The organism is Citrobacter sp. T1.2D-1 (assembly GCF_950098555.1).
GTDB lineage: Bacteria > Pseudomonadota > Gammaproteobacteria > Enterobacterales > Enterobacteriaceae > Citrobacter_A > Citrobacter_A telavivensis.
The window spans coordinates 55,496-75,875 of sequence record NZ_CATNHH010000005.1; the positions used below are offsets into that span (position 1 = coordinate 55,496).

General features: G+C 54.1%; 18 protein-coding genes. 5 read left to right on the plus strand and 13 right to left on the minus strand.

The genetic code is table 11. The features are described from left to right. Nucleotides 1-19: 19 nt before the first annotated feature. The 7 genes from urtE to QQZ17_RS07085 form a co-directional block, all read right to left on the minus strand. Nucleotides 20-718, minus strand: a complete 699-nt coding sequence (gene urtE, locus QQZ17_RS07055; RefSeq protein ID WP_152404746.1) for an urea ABC transporter ATP-binding subunit UrtE — start codon at nt 716-718, stop codon at nt 20-22. Between the two features lie 12 nt (nt 719-730). After that, entirely contained in the window at nt 731-1,528 is a 798-nt protein-coding gene (gene urtD, locus QQZ17_RS07060) for an urea ABC transporter ATP-binding protein UrtD (protein ID WP_152404748.1), read from the minus strand. Continuing rightward, nucleotides 1,528-2,601, minus strand: a complete 1,074-nt coding sequence (urtC, locus tag QQZ17_RS07065) for an urea ABC transporter permease subunit UrtC (RefSeq protein ID WP_152404750.1) — start codon at nt 2,599-2,601, stop codon at nt 1,528-1,530. Before urtC ends, urtD begins: the two co-directional genes overlap by 1 nt. Then, complete coding sequence (urtB, locus tag QQZ17_RS07070) at nt 2,598-4,175, minus strand: urea ABC transporter permease subunit UrtB (RefSeq protein WP_152404752.1); 1,578 nt, start codon at nt 4,173-4,175, stop codon at nt 2,598-2,600. The genes urtC and urtB overlap by 4 nt, the downstream gene beginning before the upstream one ends. A gap of 184 nt (nt 4,176-4,359) precedes the next feature. Continuing rightward, nucleotides 4,360-5,631 carry an urea ABC transporter substrate-binding protein gene (gene urtA, locus QQZ17_RS07075; RefSeq protein WP_152404755.1) on the minus strand — a complete coding sequence of 424 codons (1,272 nt, stop codon included), beginning with the start codon at nt 5,629-5,631 and terminating at the stop codon, nt 4,360-4,362. A gap of 226 nt (nt 5,632-5,857) precedes the next feature. Then, entirely contained in the window at nt 5,858-6,961 is a 1,104-nt protein-coding gene (locus QQZ17_RS07080) for a cobalamin-independent methionine synthase II family protein (RefSeq protein ID WP_152404757.1), read from the minus strand. 151 nt (nt 6,962-7,112) lie between these two features. Then, the gene (locus QQZ17_RS07085) at nt 7,113-7,514 is read right to left on the minus strand and encodes a rhodanese-like domain-containing protein (protein ID WP_152404759.1); all 402 of its coding nucleotides are present in this window, start codon (nt 7,512-7,514) and stop codon (nt 7,113-7,115) included. Between the two features lie 73 nt (nt 7,515-7,587). On the opposite strand from QQZ17_RS07085, the gene ftrA reads away from it, so the two are divergent. Beyond that, complete coding sequence (gene ftrA / locus QQZ17_RS07090; RefSeq protein WP_152404762.1) at nt 7,588-8,580, plus strand: transcriptional regulator FtrA; 993 nt, start codon at nt 7,588-7,590, stop codon at nt 8,578-8,580. A 103-nt stretch (nt 8,581-8,683) separates the two neighbouring features. After that, complete coding sequence (mgtS, locus tag QQZ17_RS07095; protein WP_000901367.1) at nt 8,684-8,779, plus strand: protein MgtS; 96 nt, start codon at nt 8,684-8,686, stop codon at nt 8,777-8,779. A gap of 464 nt (nt 8,780-9,243) precedes the next feature. On the opposite strand, the gene QQZ17_RS07100 is transcribed toward mgtS, so the two are convergent. From QQZ17_RS07100 to dcp, 3 genes are all read right to left on the minus strand, one after another. Continuing rightward, nucleotides 9,244-10,182, minus strand: a complete 939-nt coding sequence (locus tag QQZ17_RS07100; RefSeq protein ID WP_152404763.1) for a diguanylate cyclase — start codon at nt 10,180-10,182, stop codon at nt 9,244-9,246. A 136-nt stretch (nt 10,183-10,318) separates the two neighbouring features. Next, entirely contained in the window at nt 10,319-11,500 is a 1,182-nt protein-coding gene (locus tag QQZ17_RS07105) for a serine hydrolase domain-containing protein (protein WP_152404764.1), read from the minus strand. Nucleotides 11,501-11,625: 125 nt separating this feature from the next. Further along, complete coding sequence (dcp, locus tag QQZ17_RS07110) at nt 11,626-13,671, minus strand: peptidyl-dipeptidase Dcp (protein WP_152404765.1); 2,046 nt, start codon at nt 13,669-13,671, stop codon at nt 11,626-11,628. 138 nt (nt 13,672-13,809) lie between these two features. On the opposite strand from dcp, the gene ydfG reads away from it, so the two are divergent. The 3 genes from ydfG (at nt 13,810) to ydfZ (ending at nt 15,720) form a co-directional block, all read left to right on the plus strand. Continuing rightward, complete coding sequence (ydfG, locus tag QQZ17_RS07115; protein WP_152404766.1) at nt 13,810-14,556, plus strand: bifunctional NADP-dependent 3-hydroxy acid dehydrogenase/3-hydroxypropionate dehydrogenase YdfG; 747 nt, start codon at nt 13,810-13,812, stop codon at nt 14,554-14,556. An 87-nt stretch (nt 14,557-14,643) separates the two neighbouring features. Further along, nucleotides 14,644-15,330, plus strand: coding sequence for a GntR family transcriptional regulator (locus QQZ17_RS07120; protein ID WP_152404767.1), 687 nt, complete (start codon nt 14,644-14,646; stop codon nt 15,328-15,330). A gap of 186 nt (nt 15,331-15,516) precedes the next feature. Further along, nucleotides 15,517-15,720 carry a putative selenium delivery protein YdfZ gene (gene ydfZ, locus QQZ17_RS07125; RefSeq protein WP_152404768.1) on the plus strand — a complete coding sequence of 68 codons (204 nt, stop codon included), beginning with the start codon at nt 15,517-15,519 and terminating at the stop codon, nt 15,718-15,720. A gap of 49 nt (nt 15,721-15,769) precedes the next feature. On the opposite strand, the gene QQZ17_RS07130 is transcribed toward ydfZ, so the two are convergent. The 3 genes from QQZ17_RS07130 to uxaC all read right to left on the minus strand — a co-directional run bounded on the left by QQZ17_RS07130 (nt 15,770) and on the right by uxaC (nt 20,371). Next, nucleotides 15,770-17,236: a mannitol dehydrogenase family protein gene (locus tag QQZ17_RS07130; RefSeq protein ID WP_152404769.1), complete on the minus strand. Its 1,467-nt coding sequence runs from the start codon at nt 17,234-17,236 to the stop codon at nt 15,770-15,772. Between the two features lie 161 nt (nt 17,237-17,397). Continuing rightward, nucleotides 17,398-18,942, minus strand: coding sequence for an MFS transporter (locus tag QQZ17_RS07135; protein ID WP_152404770.1), 1,545 nt, complete (start codon nt 18,940-18,942; stop codon nt 17,398-17,400). Between the two features lie 22 nt (nt 18,943-18,964). Further along, nucleotides 18,965-20,371, minus strand: a complete 1,407-nt coding sequence (gene uxaC, locus QQZ17_RS07140; RefSeq protein ID WP_152404771.1) for a glucuronate isomerase — start codon at nt 20,369-20,371, stop codon at nt 18,965-18,967. Nucleotides 20,372-20,380 lie beyond the last annotated feature (9 nt).

Genomic DNA, 20,380 nt, shown 5'->3' on the forward strand with positions numbered 1-20,380 from the left:
GCGCAGGCCTGCACGATTGTCAGATAGCCACTAATCCGCGTACCCCTTCTGATGCCATATTTTCGCCACGCCCGCGTTGAATAATGCTGCCGCGCGACATCAGCAAATAGTTGTCTGCCAGTTCTGCCGCGAAGTCGTAGAACTGCTCAACCAGCAAAATCGCCATGTCGCCGCGACGGGCAAGTTGGGCGATCACCTGACCTATCTCCTTGATAACAGAAGGCTGAATGCCCTCCGTCGGCTCATCGAGAATCAACAATTGCGGACGACTCGCCAGCGCACGACCAATCGCCAGCTGCTGCTGTTGACCGCCCGAGAGATCGCCGCCGCGTCGCTGTTTCATCTCTTTCAGTACCGGGAACAGCGTGTAGATCTCTTCCGGTACCGTTTTGGCTTCACGCGACGAAAAACGCGATAACCCCAACAGCAGGTTTTCTTCGACCGTGAGTCGCGGGAATATTTCGCGGCCCTGTGGCACATACGCGATACCCGCCTGTACCCGCTGGTGCGGCTTACGATGGGTGATATTCTTCTCCTGCCAGGTCACCGTTCCGCTACGTGCCGGGATCAACCCCATCAGACACTTCAGCAAGGTGGTTTTACCCACGCCGTTGCGCCCCAGCAGGCAGGTCACTTCACCAGGCCTGGCGTCAAAGGTGACGCCGCGCAGAATATGGCTGCCACCGTAGTATTGATTCAGTTCATTCACCTGTAGCATCTTCTGCACTCCTTAGCGCCCAAGATAGACATCAATCACCTGCTCATTGGCCTGAACGTCGCGCAGACTGCCCTGCGCCAGCACCCGTCCCTGATGGAGCACCGTGACGTGGTCGGCAATGGTTTCCACAAACCCCATATCATGTTCCACCACCATCAGCGAATGCTTACCCGCCAGCGTGCGAAACAGCTCTGCGGTGTATTCTGTCTCTGCATCCGTCATTCCGGCGGCGGGTTCGTCGAGCAGCAGCAGATGCGGCTCCTGCACCAACAGCATGCCGATCTCGAGAAACTGCTTCTGACCATGAGACAACATTCCGGCGCGACGCCCTCTTTCTGTCCGCAGGCGCAGCAGACCCAGCATCTCATCGATGCGATCGTGCTGTTCGCTGTTTAGCCTGGCGCGCAGTGACGCCCACACCGATTTGTCGTTTTTCATCGCCAGTTCGAGGTTTTCCTCCACCGTCAGCGCTTCGAACACCGTCGGCTTTTGAAACTTACGGCCAATTCCCTGGCGGGCAATGGCGATCGGATCCAGCGTGGTCAGATCGGTTGACTGGTCATACAACGCCTTGCCGCTTTGCGGACGCGTCTTCCCGGTAATCACATCCATCAGCGTGGTTTTCCCCGCGCCGTTAGGGCCAATGATGCAGCGCAGTTCGCCGACGCCAATATTCAACGTGAGATCGGTTAACGCTTTAAAGCCATCAAAGCTGACGTTGATGTTTTCCAGTTGCAGCACCGGGTCCGTCTGCTGGCGATAGCGATCGCCGGGAACCTGGCGGGTAAAAAGGCCTTCATCTGGCTGCATTATTTTTCTCCTTTGCGGAACAGGCCTATCACGCCGCGCGGTAGAAAAAGCGTGACGCCGATAAAGATAAGCCCCAGAAACAGCTGCCAGTATTCCGGCATGATAACGGTGAAGAGGCTTTTAGCGCCGTTCACCGTCACCGCGCCGATGACCGGGCCAATCAGCGAACCGCGCCCGCCGAGCGCCACCCAGATGGCGGCTTCGATAGAGTTGGTGGGTGACATTTCGCTGGGGTTAATAATTCCGACCTGTGGCACATACAGCGCCCCCGCCAGTCCGCACAGCACGGCGGAGAGCGTCCAGACCAGCAGCTTGAAGCCTTTCGGATCATAGCCGCAAAACATCAGCCGGTTTTCCGCGTCGCGCACGGCGGTGAGGATCCGGCCAAATTTACTGCGCGCCAGCGCAAATCCCAGCCACAGTGCCAGCATCAGCAGTAATAGCGTCGCCAGAAACAGCCCAATGCGGGTAGTCGTCGCGGTGATCGGCATTCCGAGGAGAGTGGTAAATCCGGTAAAGCCATTGTTGCCGCCAAAGCCGGTTTCATTACGAAAGAACAGCAGCATACCGGCGAAGGTCAGCGCCTGCGTCATGATCGAAAAGTAGACGCCCTTAATTTTCGAGCGGAAGGCAAAATAGCCAAAGATGAGCGCCAGCCCCCCCGGAACCAGCACCACCAGCGCCATTGCCCACGCAAAATGCTGGGTTCCCCACCAGAACCACGGCAATTCACTCCACGAAAGAAAGGACATAAACGCCGGCAACCCTTCGCCGGAGGCCTGGCGCATCAGATACATCCCCATCGCATAGCCGCCAAGCGCGAAGAAAAGCCCGTGTCCCAGCGACAGCATTCCGGCATAGCCCCAGACGAGATCCAGCGCCACAGCAACGACCGCATAGCAAAGAATTTTCCCGGCAAGCTGAAGCGTCCACACAGAAATGGCCAGCGGATGATCGGCGGGCAGCAAGGTGAGAAACGGCAGGATCACCAGCGTCAGCAGGATAATCGCCCCCAATACCCGGCTGACACGCGGCGCTTTACGCGCCAGTGTTAAGGTCATTGGCATCGTCATGATTCGGTAACCCTCCCTTTCAGGGCAAACAGTCCCTGGGGTCGTTTCTGAATAAACAAAATGATCAACACCAGGATCACTATCTTCCCGAGAACCGCCCCCATCTGCGGCTCAAGAATTTTGTTGAACACGCCCAGACCAAACGCCGCCGCCACGCTGCCGGCAAGTTGACCCACGCCGCCCAGTACCACCACCAGGAAGGAGTCGATGATATAGCCCTGACCCAGTTCCGGGCCGACGTTACCCAGTTGCGACAAGGCGACGCCGCCGAGGCCCGCAATCCCCGAACCGAGTCCGAAGGCCAGCATGTCCACACGTCCGGTCGGCACGCCACAGCAAGCCGCCATACTGCGGTTCTGGGTGACCGCGCGTACCCGCATGCCCAGTCGCGTTTTGTTCAGCAGCAGCCAGGTGAAGAACAACACCAGCAGCGTGAAACCCAGTACCACAATGCGATTCCACGGGAGTACCAGACCGGCGTAGACCTGCACGCCGCCGGAAAGCCACGCCGGATTCGCCACTTCCAGGTTTTGCGCGCCAAAGGTCATCCGCACGAGCTGAATCAGCATGAGGCTTATCCCCCACGTCGCCAGCAGCGTTTCCAGCGGACGTCCGTAGAGATGGCGGATCACCCCGCGTTCCAGAATCATTCCCGCGCCTGCGGTAAACAGAAAGGCGACTGGCAAGGCAACCAGTGGATAAAAGGCCAACCACTGCGGCAGGAACTGCGCCATCGCCTGTTGCACCATCCACGTACAGTACGCCCCGAGCATCAACATTTCGCCGTGCGCCATGTTGATAACCCCCAGCAGACCATAGGTGATCGCCAGCCCCAGCGCCGCCAGCAGCAGTACCGATCCCAGCGAGAGCCCCATAAACGCCTGTCCAAGCAGATCGCCAATCGCCATCCGCTGCTGAATGCGCGCCAGGCTATCACTGGCCGCCGCACGCACGCTGGCATCCGGTTCATGCGCCTTGTCAGTAAAAGGCTGCAGGCGCGCCTGCATTTCCGGATCGCTGGATTCCCCCAACAGCGCGATCGCCTCGCGACGAATCTCAGCGGATGGACTGGTCAGTTGCAGATTAGCCAGCACGCGGGTCAGACGAGTTTTCACTTCCGCATCCGTTTCCTGTGCCAGGCGCTGTTGGATAAAAGGCAGCATGGCTGGCTGTGCGTCGCGCTGAAGCGTACGGGTTGCTGCCAGCCTTTGTGTGACACTGTCACTAATAAGCTGATGTGTCGCCAGCGCGCCAGCGACAAGAATACGTAGTCGGTTGGTCAGGCGCAGCGGTTTTAGCGCGCCCGTTGGACTGCTGGCACTCCCCAGGGCGACGACCTGCGATCCCTCTCGGGTAAAAGCCTGTTTTGTGCCGTCGGTGAGCACCGCCTCCCGGCTCAGTGCCGTCAGCAGCGGCAAACGTTGTGTTTCAGGTGCCGCTGCCCACTGTTCGAGCAGTTGCGCCTGCTCGCTGCGACTGGCGGCAACGAACACATCGGCATCGCTGGCCTGAACGAACCATGGCAGAAGCCCGAACGCCAGCAGCAAGCCGCGAATAAAGCCCATGGCTTTCATGTCGTGATCTCCAGAAGTCACCCTCCGCTGGAGGGATAAGAACGTTGACAAACCTTGCGACGCGTTCGCCGGATGACGGCTTACGCCTTATCCGGCCTACATCTGCTTCCCCCTGCTCTGTCCAGGCCCGATAAGCTTGCGCCATCGGGCATCACGCCGTCTGCGCCCGCAGGAGGGCTTAACGTTAGTTGCTGGCTGTTTTCACCGGTTGTTCAGATTTTTTGTCATTACCGGCAATGAACGGGCTCCACGGTTGGGCTCGAACCGGCTCTTCGGTCTGCCACACGACGTTGAACTGACCGTTGCCTTCAATCTCGCCAATCATCACCGGCTTATGCAGATGATGGTTGGTGGCATCCATCGTCAGGGTAAAGCCAGACGGAGCCTTGAAGGACTGTCCGGCCATCGCCGCACGGACTTTATCCACATCCGTCGTCCCGGCTTTTTCAACGGCCTGCGCCCACATATGCAGGCCAACGTATGTCGCCTCCATCGGGTCGTTAGTCACAACGGTGTCGGCATTTGGCAGCTTATGGGCTTTGGCGTATGCGCGATAATCGGCGACAAATTTTTGATTAGTGGCGTTATCAACCGATTCGAAGTAGTTCCAGGCGGCAAGGTTACCCACCAGCGGTTTGGTATCAATCCCACGCAGTTCCTCTTCTCCCACGGAAAACGCGACCACCGGAACGTCGGTGGCTTTCAGCCCCTGGTTTGCCAGCTCTTTATAAAACGGGACGTTAGAATCGCCATTGATGGTCGACACCACGGCCGTTTTACCCCCGGCGGAGAACTTTTTGATGTTGGCGACAATGGTCTGATAATCACTGTGACCAAACGGCGTGTAGACTTCTTCAATATCTTTATCGGCAATCCCTTTTGAATGCAGGAACGCACGCAAAATTTTGTTGGTCGTACGCGGATAAACGTAATCGGTGCCCAGCAGGAAGAAGCGTTTGGCGTTTCCACCGTCCTCACTCAGCAGGTACTCAACCGCCGGGATCGCCTGCTGGTTGGGTGCCGCGCCGGTGTAGAAGACGTTCGGCGACATCTCTTCCCCCTCGTACTGGACGGGGTAGAACAACAGGCCGTTCAGCTCTTCAAAAACCGGCAACACCGACTTACGCGACACGGAGGTCCAGCAGCCAAACACCACCGCCACCTTATCCTGGCTCAGCAACTGTCGTGCTTTCTCGGCAAACAGCGGCCAGTTTGAAGCCGGGTCGACCACCACCGGTTCCAGCTTCTTGCCTAATACGCCCCCTTTGGCGTTGATCTCATCAATCGTCATCAGAGCCACATCTTTCAGCGGCGTTTCGGAGATAGCCATCGTGCCGGAAAGTGAGTGCATAATGCCCACTTTGATGGTATCGGCGGCCTGAACGCTAAAACTGAAGCCCATGGCGGCAACCGAGGCCGAGAGGGCAAACGCTTTGAGTAAGGTACGACGCTGCATAATTTCACTCCTGAAAATAAAAATGCTGTGAGTTCTGGTGCGACCCGACAAACAACACGGCGCAAAAATTTGTTCAGGAGGAATAAGGCAAAAAGGATGCCAGAACGGGGATGAAGAGGAAAAAGTGTTAAAACGCACGACCAGACGGGCTTAGCGTGGAGGATGCTCCATCATGAACCCGCGCTGCATTATTAGTGTGCAACGCGGTGTGCATTATTGAGGCAACTTACCAGACCTGTTGGGCTATTTCGGTGATAAGTTTAATTTTGTTCCACTGCTGGGCTTCCGTGAGGCTGTTCCCCTCTTCCGTCGAAGCAAAACCGCACTGCGGGCTGAGACAAATTTGCGCTTTGTCGACATAGTGTGCCGCTTCCTGCAGGCGCGCTTTTACTCCCTCCGGGTTTTCCAGTTCACCATTTTTGGTGGTCACCAGTCCCAGCACCACCTGCTGGTGGCCAGGGCGGATAAAGCGCAGCGGCGCAAAGTCGCCGGAGCGATCGTTGTCGTATTCCAGGAAAAAGGCATCGACGTTGACGCTGCCGAACAGGATCTCCGCAACCGGTTCATAGCCGCCTTCGGAGATCCAGGTTGAGCGGAAGTTACCGCGGCAGACGTGCAGGCCCACCGTCAGATCGGCCGGTTTATCCGCCAGCGCCCGGTTGATAACATCGGCATAAATCCGCGCCAGTTCGTCAGGGCAGTCCCCACGCTCGCGAATTTGCTGACGCTGGGCATCAGAGCAGAGATACGCCCATACCGTGTCATCCAGTTGCAGATAGCGACAGCCTGCGGCGTAGAAAGCGTGGATAGCATCGCGCCAGGTCGTCGCCAGATCGTCAAAATAGGCCTCAAGATCCGGATACACTGAGGCATCGATATCCTTACGCCCGCCGCGAAAGTGCAGCACGCTGGGGCTGGGAATGGTCATCTTCGGTTGCGCGTTACCGCTGATGCTCTTCAGATAGCGGAAATCCTCCAGCATCGGATGATCGCCGAAAGCCAGTTTTCCGGTAACCCGCACACCGTGCGCTTTGGTCTGCACACCATTAAACTGAATGCCCTGCTGTGAGTCATAACGCTCCACCCCTTGCAGACCGTCGAAGAAATCAAAATGCCACCAGGCGCGGCGGAACTCACCGTCCGTGACAACGTGCAAACCGCAGGCGCACTGCTGTTCGACCACCCGGCGAATCGCGTCGTCTTCGACGGCGCGTAACTGCAGTGCGGTTAACTCACCGCGCGAAAACTGTTGGCGGGCAACTTTGATGTCGTCGGGACGTAAAAAGCTGCCAACGACTTCTGCGCGAAATGGGGCCTGTTGTCTTTGCATGTGATCTCCTTCGTCGTCAGGCAAAGGTTGCCTGACGTGATAGTTTCTTATTTAAACATTTAGACTTCTGGATGTCCATGCGTCCAAATTGACATGCAAGGGTCGTGCAGGCAAACGAGATAAATTCATGGATGATGAAAAAAATTCATCTTCATTCTGCGGGACAGGCAAACGCGTAGCCTTCGTCTGCCCATCCGGTGATACCGCCAATCATCACCTTCACCGGTATGCCCAGCCTTGCGAGCTTCAGCGCCGCGCGGTCGGCACCGTTACAGTGAGGCCCGGCGCAGTAAACCACAAACAGGGTATCCGCAGGCCATTGCGCCATCCGTTCGGCGGTCATCATGGCATGCGGCAGATGAATAGCGCCCGGAATATGGCGACGTGCAAATGTCTCCGGCCTTCCCACTACGTGGAGTAAGACGAAATCCGGCTCCCCGCTATGGATACTTTCATAAACATCGGCGCAATCTGTTTCCAGACTCAAACGAGACAGGAAATGGTTGACCGCAAGGGCGGATGCGGCGGCCGGAAACTCAGTGACATGACTCATTCTGCTTTCTCCTCAGGGACGATTGTGTTTACAATAATTTAACCATCCCTGACCTCACATACCGCCTTCAACTATGCCAAAAAACGCCAGGATTATGCCAAAAACGCCGCGCCCGCTGGTGGTCGTGCTCGCCTATGACGGACTGTGCACCTTCGAGTTTGGCGTGGCGGTCGAAATATTTGGCCTGCCGCGCCCGGAACTGGGTGCTGACTGGTATCATTTTGCCGTTGCGTCAGTCGATCCCGGTCCACTCTGCGCGACCGGCGGCGTGCGGATGATGGTGGATGGAGGGCTGGAACTGCTGGCTGAGGCGGATACCATTGTTGTTCCCGGCTGGCGGGACAGCGACGCGCCGGTGCCGGAAGCCTTGTGTGTCGCACTGCGCACCGCACAGGCGCGAGGTTGCCGTCTGTTGTCGATCTGTTCCGGCGTGTTTGTACTGGCGGCGACCGGGTTGTTGGATGGGCGCAAAGCCACCACCCACTGGCGCTACACTGAGAAACTCCAGCAGCGTTTCCCGGCGGTCGAGGTGCTTGATGACGTTCTCTACCATGATGCGGGACGGTTGCTGACCTCGGCGGGCAGCGCGGCGGGTATAGACCTTTGTCTCTACCTGGTCAGAGAAGACTACGGCCTCGAGGTTGCCAACAGCGTTGCCCGACGACTGGTGGTGCAACCCCATCGCGACGGCGCGCAACCACAGCAACTGCTACGCCCCGTTGCCCGGCAGCGTGAAAGCCAGACGCTCGGCCCGTTGTTTGATTTTCTGCATCAGAATCTGACGATGAATCATGACGCCGCCTCGCTGGCCAAACGCGCCGGAATGAGTTCGCGCACATTTTTGCGGCGTTTCACCGACTGTACGGGCACCACGCCTGCACGTTGGATCCTCAACGAACGTTTATTACGGGCGCGCGATTACCTGGAAAATTCACCGCTCAGCGTGGAAATGATCGCGGAACAAACCGGTTTTGGCAGTGCGGCGCTATTTCGTCACCATTTTCGCCACGCTTATTGTCTGTCCCCGTCACAATACCGAAAGAAATTTACTTTTAACGTTAAATAATCACCTAATTCAGCTTTTGTTTAGGTTCACGCTGCTATTATCTCTTTCACCAACCGAAATTAAGGTAAGCGAGGAAAAACACAACCCGTCAAAGGAGGTAATTATGCTGGGTAATATGAACGTTTTCATGGCCGTTCTGGGAATCATTTTATTTTCTGGATTCCTGGCCGCTTATTTCAGCCACAAATGGGATGACTAATGAACGGAGAAAGTCCTGAACCGATAAGGCCCCTTGTCGCAACACTGCACAAGGGGCCATTTTTTTATCTCCGACAGGCAAAAAAAAACCGCCGGATAACCGACGGTGAATGCTTGCATGGATAGATTTGTATTTTACTTTTTCTATCATCCTGCCAATCCCGGCAGAGACAATAGACAGCCAATACCTTACCACGCCAATTCTCAATGAATGTTAAACGACAGGAACTAAGATTCCGGCGCGTCTCGTTTCCACTCTTTCTTACTCTGGCAACATGCGGTACGTGAAGACCACGGTTCAGCGGAACGTGTATTCTGTAAATCTTGCGATTCAGGACGGGAATTCCAGCGTTTTCTCTGTAATTTCTTGCGCATCAACAGCTGCATATGACCTCCGGGTTTCACTGTTTTAGTCCATTAATCAACTTGTTGACAGGAATTTAGCATATCGAGTGCAGACTTATGTCAGCTAACGGCCTGTTTTGTAAAGACCGCGTGAACGGGGGCGACGTTTACCACGTTGGTCATTCGTTGGTCCTTATCGATAAACATACAACGGTTTCTTCCCGTCTGTTTCCCCTCATACATGGCTTTGTCGGCACGGCCTAATACGGTATTCAGGGACTCGCCCGGCCAGCCGCGGGTGATTCCGCCTGTTGCTGTGATATCCAGAGTCCCGCCAGGATAGTGAATCGTTGTGCTCGCAATAGCCTGACAAATGCGTAAACCGGCCTGTCGGGCTTCTTCATCCGATTTTGCCCGGATGACAATCACAAATTCCTCGCCGCCATAGCGGTAAGCCGTTTCATCGCTGCGCGTCCAGGCCGTCAGATTCGTCGCCAGCATACGTAGTACGATGTCCCCCACCAGGTGACCATAGCCATCGTTAATCGATTTAAATCGGTCAATATCCAGCAACAAGAGATATAACTCCAGCGGCGCGGCGTCTTTAAGTTGTCTGTCAAACGTTTCATCCAGCATCCGACGTCCAGGAAGGCCGGTTAATATATCCATATTGCTTCGCAGATTGACCAGAGATATTTTATATTCCATCACTTTCCCGGTGAAGCTTAATAAGCTGTCCTGAAAATGGTCAAAATGGGTACCGCGCCAACGCTTTTCAATGACCGCCAACATTAATTCACGACCCGATTCATGCATTTTAGCGTGTGCATATTCCATTTCGCGAAAATGTTCCCACTCCTCGTGACTGTGCACAGTATGATTTTTTAACCACTGACCAAAATGGCATAAACAGTGTGCGTTAGTAGCAATAATATCTGCCTGCGACGCATCCTCTGTGACCACACAGTGGAACATTTTGACTAACCACTGATAATGCGTATCAATAGACTGATTAAGTTCTAAGAGGATAGCATCAATTTCTACTGCCTTTTTAATCATCGCCACTCCTTCGCACCTGTTCCATTTCGAAAAATAGTGTAACGAGATAAAAGCAAGGTTATGTCAATTTATTAATAGAAGAGGATGGGATCAACGGTTCAGAGCAATATGCTGATTTAACCCCGACATAGCGCCCTCAGAATGGCATGTTCTCCTGTTTGTCCAATTTTGTAAGAATGGTATGCCCCAGATAATTACTCCAGTTAAAACTATTTTGCAGCACCACCACCGCATTCTGATTCCGTTTGTCAAAACCAATATAACTGGAATATCCGCCAATATACCCTACCTGCCAGGTTATCTGGCGATCGGCTAAGGTATCTGTCACCCACGCAATATTCGCCGCTTCTTTTTGACGATAAAACTGGATGCGGGAAACATCCGCAAACGCGCGGGCGAGCACGGCGTTGTCCCCTGGCGCAAAATGGGCCCGTGCGTAGCCCGCCAGATCGCGTGCGCTGCTGTATAAACTCGCCGCCCCGACCATGTTGTGGCGGAACGTCCAGTCCGGCGTCAGTTCGCCGCGTTGAATGAGCTTCGGCTGATCTCCCGCGTGGCCTAATGCGCGATACGGATAGGCTTTGAGCGACGTCGGCACAAAACTGCTGTTGCTCATCTGTAGTGGCTGGAAGATTAGACGACGGGCCAACGCCGGGATCGACTCACCGGTTTGACGTTGCACGATGTAGCCAAGCAGCGCGTAACCGATATTGGAATAGCGCGGCACGCGCGCTTCAGGCGCGGTGAAGTCGGAGAGAAATGTCAGCACCGTGTCGTTATCCAGTTGGGTATAAAAATTTTCACCCGTACTGAAATAGTGCAGAAGATTTTCCAGAGTCAGCAAATCCATCGGTTGTCTGGGTAAACCGGAAGTATGCGTCGCCAGTTGCAGCAGGGTAATTTTTCTGGCGTCCTCGCTTAACGGCGTACTGGCCGGTAGCAGTTGCGCCAGCGTGTCGTTCCACTGAAGCACGCCCTGATTCACCAGAACGGTAGTGACTTCCGCGGTCACCCCTTTACTCAGCGACCCCAGCGCAAATAGCGTGTCCGGCGTGATCGGATAACGATGCCTGCTGTCGGTCACACCGTAACTGTGGAACTCCACCGGCCCGTTGTGCTGAATAACCGCCACCACCATCCCGGTCACCTGCTTTTCCTGCATATACTGGCGGATCATCGGATCGATGCCGCGCGCGTAGTAACCCACCACCGCCTGCGCACGCTGTTCAGCCGGCATATTCATCTGCGATAAGGTGCTGTTGCCACAACCGGCCAGTAGCAGGACAGAGGAAAGAAGGAGGGGTGCGGATCCTTTCATGGGATGAAAATTACCTGAAGGGTATCAGCGCAGAAAGGGAGGAAAACAGGCATGTGCAACCGCGGACTCCGAAAAAAGAAGCCCGCATTGTACATCAAGTTACCCGTATTGGGTTGTCAATCGTCTTATCCCGCCAGGCCACGGTGTCTGAGCATGTGGTCGATCTGCGGTTCATTTCCTCGCCAGGCCGGGTAAAGATGCTCTAAATCTTCACTGTTGCCCCGCGATAAAATCGCCTCGCGGAAACGCTGACCGTTCTCGCGCGTCAGCCCACCCTGCTCCACAAACCACTGAAAGCCGTCATCCGCCAGCATCTGCGTCCAGAGATAGGCGTAATAGCCTGCCGCGTAACCCCCGCCAAAAATATGAGCAAAATAGCTGCTGCGATAGCGCGGTGGTACCGCCGGAAGACTGAGTTGCTCTGCCGCCAGCAGTTGCTTTTCAAACGACTCGACCTGCTGGCTCGATGCTTCAACAGACAGCCTGTGCCAGCCCATATCCAGCAGCGCGGCGCTGAGCAGTTCGCTCATGTCATAGCCTTTATTGAACAGGCTTGCCTTACGCATTTTGTCCTGTAGCGCCTCTGGCATTTTCTCGCCGGTAGCATAATGGCGGGCGTAGCGCCCAAATACCGCCGGGTGGCTCGCCCAGTGTTCGTTAATCTGCGATGGAAATTCAACGAAATCACGCGGCGTATTGGTGCCGGAGAGCGTGGCATAACGCTGTGAGGCAAACAGCCCGTGCAGGGTATGACCGAACTCATGGAACAGCGTGATGACATCATCCCAGAGTAACAGCGCGGGCTGTCCCGCCGCGGGCTTCTGATAATTACAGACGTTGTAGATAACCGGTTGGGTTTCGTTGAGCGTCGACTGCTCGACAAAATTGCCCATCCAGGCACCGCCGCTTTTCGAATCACGGGCAAAGAAATCACCGTAATAAAGCGCCAGTCCGACGCCGTTATGATCGAAGATTTCCCAGACGCGCACATCCGGATGGTAGACCGGAATATCAAAGCGCTCGATGAATTTGATGCCAAAGAGTTGGTTGGCGGTCCAGAACACCCCTTCGTGCAGAACGGTATCCAGTTCAAAATAAGGTTTTAGCTGTGATTCATCTAACGCATATTTCGCGCGGCGCACCTGCTCGGCATAAAACGACCAGTCCCAGGCCTGCGCGCTAAACCCGCCCTGTTCGTCATCAATGACCTGCTGAATATCGGCCAACTCATTCAACGCCCGCTGACGTGCGGCAGGAACAATTGCGCGCATAAACGCCAGTGCGGCGTCTGGCGTTTTTGCCATCTGATCGGCGATTTTCCACGACGCGTAATCCGCAAAGCCCAACAGTTGCGCCTGACGGGCTCGAAGGGTGACCAGTCGCTGAATCAGCGCTCGCGTGTCATTGTCGTCCCCTTTCTCCGCACGACGCCACCCGGCGTTAAACAGATTCTCCCGCGTCTGACGATCGCGCAGCACGCTTAACGCCGGCTGTTGGGTCGTATTCAGTAGCGGAATGAGCCATCCCTCGGTTAGCCCTTTTTCACTCGCCGCCTGACGCGCGCTGGCTACCTCTTCCGCACTGAGTCCCTCCAGTTGATGGGCATAGTCCACCACCAGACCACCGGATTTATTCGCCGCCAGCAGACGCTGGTTAAACTGGCTGGTGAGCGTCGCCGCTTCGGTATTAAGTGCCCGGAGCTGCATTTTGTCGGCGTCGCTCAGTTGCGCACCAGCAAGGACAAAGCGCTGATGCGTCACCTCAATCAAACGCACGGATTCGCTGTCGAGCCCCAGCGCATCGCGCTGTTGCCAGACGTGGTCGACGCGGGAAAATAGCGCACTGTTAAGCCAGATATCATTCGCCAGTTCCGCGAGTTCGGCGGAAAACGCCTCATCGAGACGCTGAAGTTGCTCATTGGTATGCGCGGCGGTCATGGCAAAGAAGACACTGGTAACGCGGGTCAACAGTTCACCGCTTTTCTCCAGCGCGAGAACGGTATTGGTAAAATCCGGCGCATCGCGGTTAGCGATAATCACGGCGATATCCTCCCGCTTTTGCTTCATCCCTTCATCAAATGCGGGACGATAATGACTGACTTCAATCAGATCAAAACGGGGTGCCTGATACGGTAACAGGCTGTGGCTAAAGAACGGATTCGTTAACGACATCTTTCACTCCTGAAAACGATTTGTTCAATAGAGTAGGCTTCAGGGTAAAAGACCGCAATCCTGTAAAACCAGGATTACCCGCGTGGGCGGATCGCGTGCTATGGTAGTTAAACGTAAAAAGCGTTGAGGAACAGTGAGATGATCGTTTTAGTAACCGGAGCAACAGCAGGTTTTGGTGAATGCATTACACGTCGTTTTGTTGAGAACGGGCATAAAGTCATTGCCACTGGCCGTCGCCAGGAACGCCTGCAAGAGTTAAAAGAGTCGCTGGGTGATAACGTGCTGACCGCGCAACTGGATGTCCGCAACCGCGCGGCCATTGAGGAGATGCTGGCGTCATTGCCTGCCGGGTGGCGTGATATCGATCTGCTGGTCAATAACGCCGGTCTGGCGCTGGGCCTGGAACCTGCGCATAAAGCCAGTGTGGAAGACTGGGAAACCATGATCGATACCAACAACAAAGGGCTGGTTTACATGACCCGCGCCGTCCTGCCTGGCATGGTAGAGCGTAACCGGGGTCATATCATCAATATTGGCTCTACGGCAGGCAGTTGGCCTTATGCCGGCGGTAACGTTTATGGCGCGACCAAAGCGTTTGTTCGTCAGTTTAGCCTGAATCTGCGTACCGATCTGCACGGTACGGCGGTTCGCGTCACGGATATCGAACCGGGTCTGGTGGGCGGTACTGAGTTTTCCAACGTGCGCTTTAAAGGCGATGACAACAAAGCGGACAAAACCTATGAGAACACCACGGCGCTGACGCCGGAAGATGTGACCGAAGCAGTCTGGTGGGTTGCCACCCTGCCTGCCCATGTGAACATCAATACGGTAGAAATGATGCCTGTGACGCAGTCATTTGCCGGACTGAGCGTTCACCGCGGTTAATTTTGCCTCCCGGCCTGCGGGCCGGGTATAGCTCGCGACAAAAAAGTGGTAGAATTTGTGGGTTAACTTTTTAAAAAGTAAGAGCGAATGACCGTCGAAACGCAACTCAACCCTACACAGCCCGTAAATCAGCAGATTTATCGCATTCTTCGCCGTGACATCGTGCACTGCCTCATTGCGCCAGGCACGCCGCTGTCCGAAAAAGAGGTGTCTGTTCGCTTCGATGTCTCTCGTCAACCGGTGCGCGAAGCGTTTATTAAGCTCGCGGAAAACGGATTGATCCAGATCCGCCCGCAGCGCGGCAGCTACGTCAACAAGATCTCCCTCTCGCAGGTGCGAAACGGCTGCTTTGTCCGTCAGGCTATCGAATGCGCAGTGGCGCGGCGGGCCGCAGCCCAAATCACCGACAGTCAGTGCTATCAGCTTGAGCAGAATCTCAATCAGCAGCGGATTGCCATTGAGCGCAAACAGCTGAACGATTTCTTCGAGCTGGATGACAATTTCCACCAGAAGCTGGCAACCATTGCCGACTGTCAGTTGGCATGGGACACCATCGAAAATATCAAGGCCACTATCGACCGCGTGCGTTACATGAGCCTTGATCACGTTTCCCCGCCGGAAATGTTACTCCGTCAGCACCTCGATATTTTTGCCGCGCTGGAAAAGCACGACGCCGATGCCGTCGAGCAGGCAATGACCCAACATCTGCAAGAAATTGGCGAATCGGTCCTGTTGATCCGCCAGGAAAACAGTGACTGGTTCAGCGAAGAGTAATTCCCCCACCTCATCTCCTGCGAGATGAGGTTTCCTCGTTTTCTTCCCTGCATGTCCGCATCAAAAAAGATGTGAGATTGATCAAAAACAAAAAAATTCCTGACTGATAAGCGTATTTATATAGCGCCCGTTACGTGGGACCTGAGCCCACGGGCTTTGACGGTAAGTTAGAAAGGAGAAAATACCATGATGACATACGATCGTAACCGTAACGCAATCACCACAGGTAGCCGTGTGATGATCAGTGGCACCGGCCATACCGGTCGCATCAAAGCGATTGATACCGAGGGCCGGGATGCGGCGCAAATTCGTCGTGAAAAAACAGTCGAAGTGGAAGGCTGTGAAGGCATATTTGCCCCGGTAGAACTGATTCGGCTCGGCATGAACTAATGGTGTGAGTGCCGGATAATGCCTTGATTATCCGGCAGTCCTGAGGCAGTTACTTCACTTTTGCCGCATATTTTGCCACGGTGGCTTTCGCCCCATCCGCCAGCAACGTCCGATACGCCTCTTTCACCGCCTGCGTGAACAACGCCACTTGCGGCAGTTCGTTACCAAAGATCGCGTCAATACCCAGCAGTGCCTCAACGCGGCTTTCACCTTCCGCACTGTTTTGCACTGCCTGCTGAATTACCGGCAACAGCGGATCGTTCACTTCAATGGCATTTCCCTGCTCGTCCACGCCGCCGACATAGCGCATCCAGCCCGCCACGCCCAGCGCCAGCAAATCAAAACGGCTGTTGTGCGCCAGATGCCAGCGCACAGAATCCAACATCCGCTGAGGTAATTTCTGGCTACCGTCCATCGCAATCTGCCAGGTACGGTGACGCAGCGCCGGGTTGCTGTAGCGTTCGATGAGGAGATCGGCATAATGCGTGAGATCCACCCCCTGCACTTTCAGCGTCGGCGCCTGCTCGTTAAGCATCAGCGCGCGGGCCGCCACGCGGTAATTTTCATCCCCCATGCAGTCGTTGATATGCTGATACCCTGCAAGATAACCCAGATAAGCGAGGAATGAGTGGCTGCCGTTAAGCATACGCAGTTTCATCTCTTCAAACGGGATCACGTCAGAGACCAGTTCTGCCCCCGCTTTTTCCCACTGCGGGCGACCGGCAACAAAGTTATCTTCAATCACCCACTGGCGGAACGGCTCGCAGGCCACGCCCGCCGGATCGCGCACACCGGTCAGTTTCTCGATTTTATCCAGCGTGTCGGCGGTGACGGCCGGAACGATACGGTCAACCATCGTCGACGGGAACGTGACGTTTTGTTCGATCCAGGCGGCCAGTTCAGCATCCACTGCGCGTGCATAGGCGGTGACCACGTTACGCATCACGTGACCGTTTTCCGGCATGTTGTCGCAGGACATCACGGTAAAGGCCGCTAAACCCGCGGCTTTGCGACGCGCCAGCGCTTCAACCACCACGCCTGGCGCAGATTTCGGCTGATGAGGGTTTTGCAGATCGGCGGCGATCATTGGATGATCCAGCATCAGTTGTCCGGTTGCCGGGGAGTGGCAATACCCTTTCTCAGTAATCGTCAGTGAAACAATGGCAACCTGCGGTTCACACATCGCCGCCAGCACGCTCTCCAGCCCGTCAACCTGAGCATGCAGCGCCTTTTTCACCACGCCCACGACTCTCGCCGTCCAGGCATCGGCAGACATTTCCGCCACGGTATAGAGATTATCCTGCTGCTTAAGATCGGCGATTTGTTGCTCGCCGCCGATTAGGTTTACTTCGCAGTATCCCCAGTCGCTGTTGTGCTCTGCTGCCAGAATATCGGTATAGACGCCCTGGTGCGCACGGTGGAAAGCACCAAAACCAAGATGAACAATACGCGGAATCAGTCGGTTGCGATCGTAGTCAGGAAGCGTCGCCTTTGCCGTTAAGAGCTTGTTTTGCATTGTATGACCTACTTTGAATGAAATCAGGACGGTCCCAGAGTAACGCCTGTATGGTTGTATGTTTTGATTTGAATTAATATTTTGCTAATTGGTATAACATCATTAAGAAGTTATGTGACAGCCCTGGCGATTTGATATTCACGACCAGGACTGTCCACCCATTAACTCTGCGTGGTGGCCGGTTTAGCGGATTTTGCAACCTGAGGTTGCGCATCGCACCACAGCGTGTCGTAGTTGTAGCCCGTCAGATCCTCTACCACTCGGCGGGTCTCAGGATCCACATCCTGTTTAGCGCCGTTAGCTTTTAAACGATCCACCTCATCAACAAAGATTTTGTGGGTCTGTTTATTCAGATGGAATGTCACTGCCTGCCAGAGCGCCAGAATCAGTAAGCCAGCGGTACCGGCAAAGAGGAGTGTCGCTATGGTATTGATGGCCTGCTCGGGTTGCACCTGACTACCCTTCACAAACCCACCGTTTTGCAGCATCAATCCCACAATAAAGGTGGCGATTGCTACGGTTGTTTTGCGCGAAAACGTCATCACTGCAGCGAATAAACCTTCACGGCGCTGACGGGTGATCATCTCGTCAATATCAGGAATAAAGGGGAACACGTTCCAGGGCGTAAACTCAAGTACGCAGCGCCCAACCTGATACAGTGCGGCAAGGATCACCAGCAAGGTGACTTTGCTGTCTGTCGGGAACTGGTAAACCATAAACAGTCCGCCCAGACAGAGCATCATTAATGTATAGGCAAAAATGTAGAGGCGAGACGGACCGTACTTGATGATCCCTACTCCTGCCAGTAAGGTAACCGGCAGTCCCACAATACTCATCGACAGCAACGTTCCCGCCAGCGATGACGACACGTTAAGGCAATAGACGCAGAAAAAAACAAAGACCGTGTTGTAGACGTCTTTCGCCGTAAACGAGAACAAGTAGATCGCCAGATGTTTACGGAAAGCACGTACTTTCAGCGTTGACGCGTAATCTTTAAAGAGCTGTCCAACCTTCACGACTTTCTCAGCAAACGTGGAGGGTTGATTGCTACGTTCCAGTTCCTGCAGCATTTCTGGGGTTAACTCGCGCTCCCAGGTCACTTTCCAGGAGATAAACACGCACAGCATAAACATGACTGCAAATACAACACCATTAATAAAATAGGCATTAGGATCTTGTTCGCCAAAATAACCGATTAGCAGTCCTGGAATAAAGGTCGCCAAAAACGTCCCGGATGCAGAGAGGAACATACGACAGGTAGAAAGTTTGGTTCGGGAATTAAAGTCTTTGGTCATTTCCGACGGTAATGTTTCCCACGGGATTAATACCATTGCTGCGATAATTTCGAAGGCAAGGTAGACCGAAAGATAGAACCAGAAATTCATTCCGGTGACCCACAAGAGAATATAGACCAGCATCAATGGCGCGCCGATCAGCAGGAAAAAACGTCTTCTGCCAAATCGTTTACCTAACGCATTCTTATAGAAATGGTCGGTAAATGAGCCCATAAACAAACTGACAATGGCATCGACAATTCGCGCAATCGCCACGATGGCAGCAGCCTCTACCGGCGACAGGCCGACAAAAGTGGTGTAGAAGAAGAGTAGCCAGGCGCCAATAACGGTAAACGCGCCTCCCCCCATTATATCCGTCAGTCCGTAGCCGATACTGACCGGAATGGTTATTTTTCTATTGGTACGAGTCATGTTCTATCCTCACCGGAGAGTATTAGAATTTAAAATAGTTATTAGCGTTATCGTGACAAATATTTCTGATCATTCGTGCCAGAATCTCTTTATTGTCGGGTACTTCACCTTTCTCAACCCATCCCCCGATCAGATTGCACAGGATCCTGCGGAAATAGTCATGACGGGTGTAGGAAACAAAACTGCGCGAATCCGTAAGCATGCCAACAAAATGCATCAACAACCCCTGATCGGCCAAACTGTTCAGTTGATTTTCCATGCCACGTCGGGTGTCGTTAAACCACCAACCGGAACCAAACTGCATTGGTGATTTCACCCCATGTTCGGCACTCTGGAAATTGGCGATAGTTGTCGCCACAACGTCGTTATAAACAGCGTTCAGGTTATACAGGATGGTTTTTGGCAGCGCGTTTTCCTGCGCCATCGCATCCAGTAACTGATTCAGAGACATCGCCAGATTCGACTGATCGTTTATCGAGTCAAAACCCGTATTAATCCCCAGTTGTTGACGCATCCGGCTATTGTTATTACGAATCGCGCCAAAATGGATTTGCATCGCCCAGTCTGATGCTTTGTAGTGTCTGGCCAACATGACAAAAATAGCGCTGCTCAGCTGTCGCTCTTCTTCTTTTTTCAGCGTCTCACCAGAGGCTTTGCGCATAAAAAGTTGATTCACGCGGGACGGTTCGGCTGCCTGATAGTCAATAGCGATCGGACCATGATCAGAAATACGGCACCCTGCCTCATGGAACCAGGCAATACGTTTGCTCAGCGCTGCGCTGAACTGCTCGAACGTCGTAATCTCAATCTGCGTTAACTGCCCAAGTTTTGCCGTAAACTGCGAAAACTGTACGGCATCCTCATTAAAGACATCGTCCGGACGGAAGGTAGGTAATACCTTAATGGCAAACGTGTCGTCCTGCTGGAGCAGACGATGGTATTCCAGAGAATCGAGGGGGGCATCGGTTGTACAAATCACTTCAACCCTGGAGCGTTCCATTAAGCGGCGCGGTTTAAAATCAGCCAGCTTAATAAGCCGGTTACAGTGATCCATCACTTCACGCCAGTTATGACTGTCAAGCATAAGCTGGCAATCAAAATAGTGATTTAATTCCAGATGCGTCCAGTGATACAGCGGATTGCCAAATGCCGCTTCCACAGTTTCAGCCCATGCCTGGAATTTTTCCTCCGCGCTGGCATTGCCAGTAATAAAACGTTCGTCGATGCCGTTTGCCCGCATCGCCCGCCATTTATAATGGTCTCCCGCCAGCCAGAGTTGGGTAATATCATCAAATGCGTGATTTTCGTAAATGTCTTTTGCTTCAAGATGGCAATGATAATCGATGATCGGCAGATCTTTAGCGATATCCTGATAGAGCCGAACACCGACTTCATTGCCAATCATAAAGCGATCGTTAATGAAGCCCATGTTATTTCT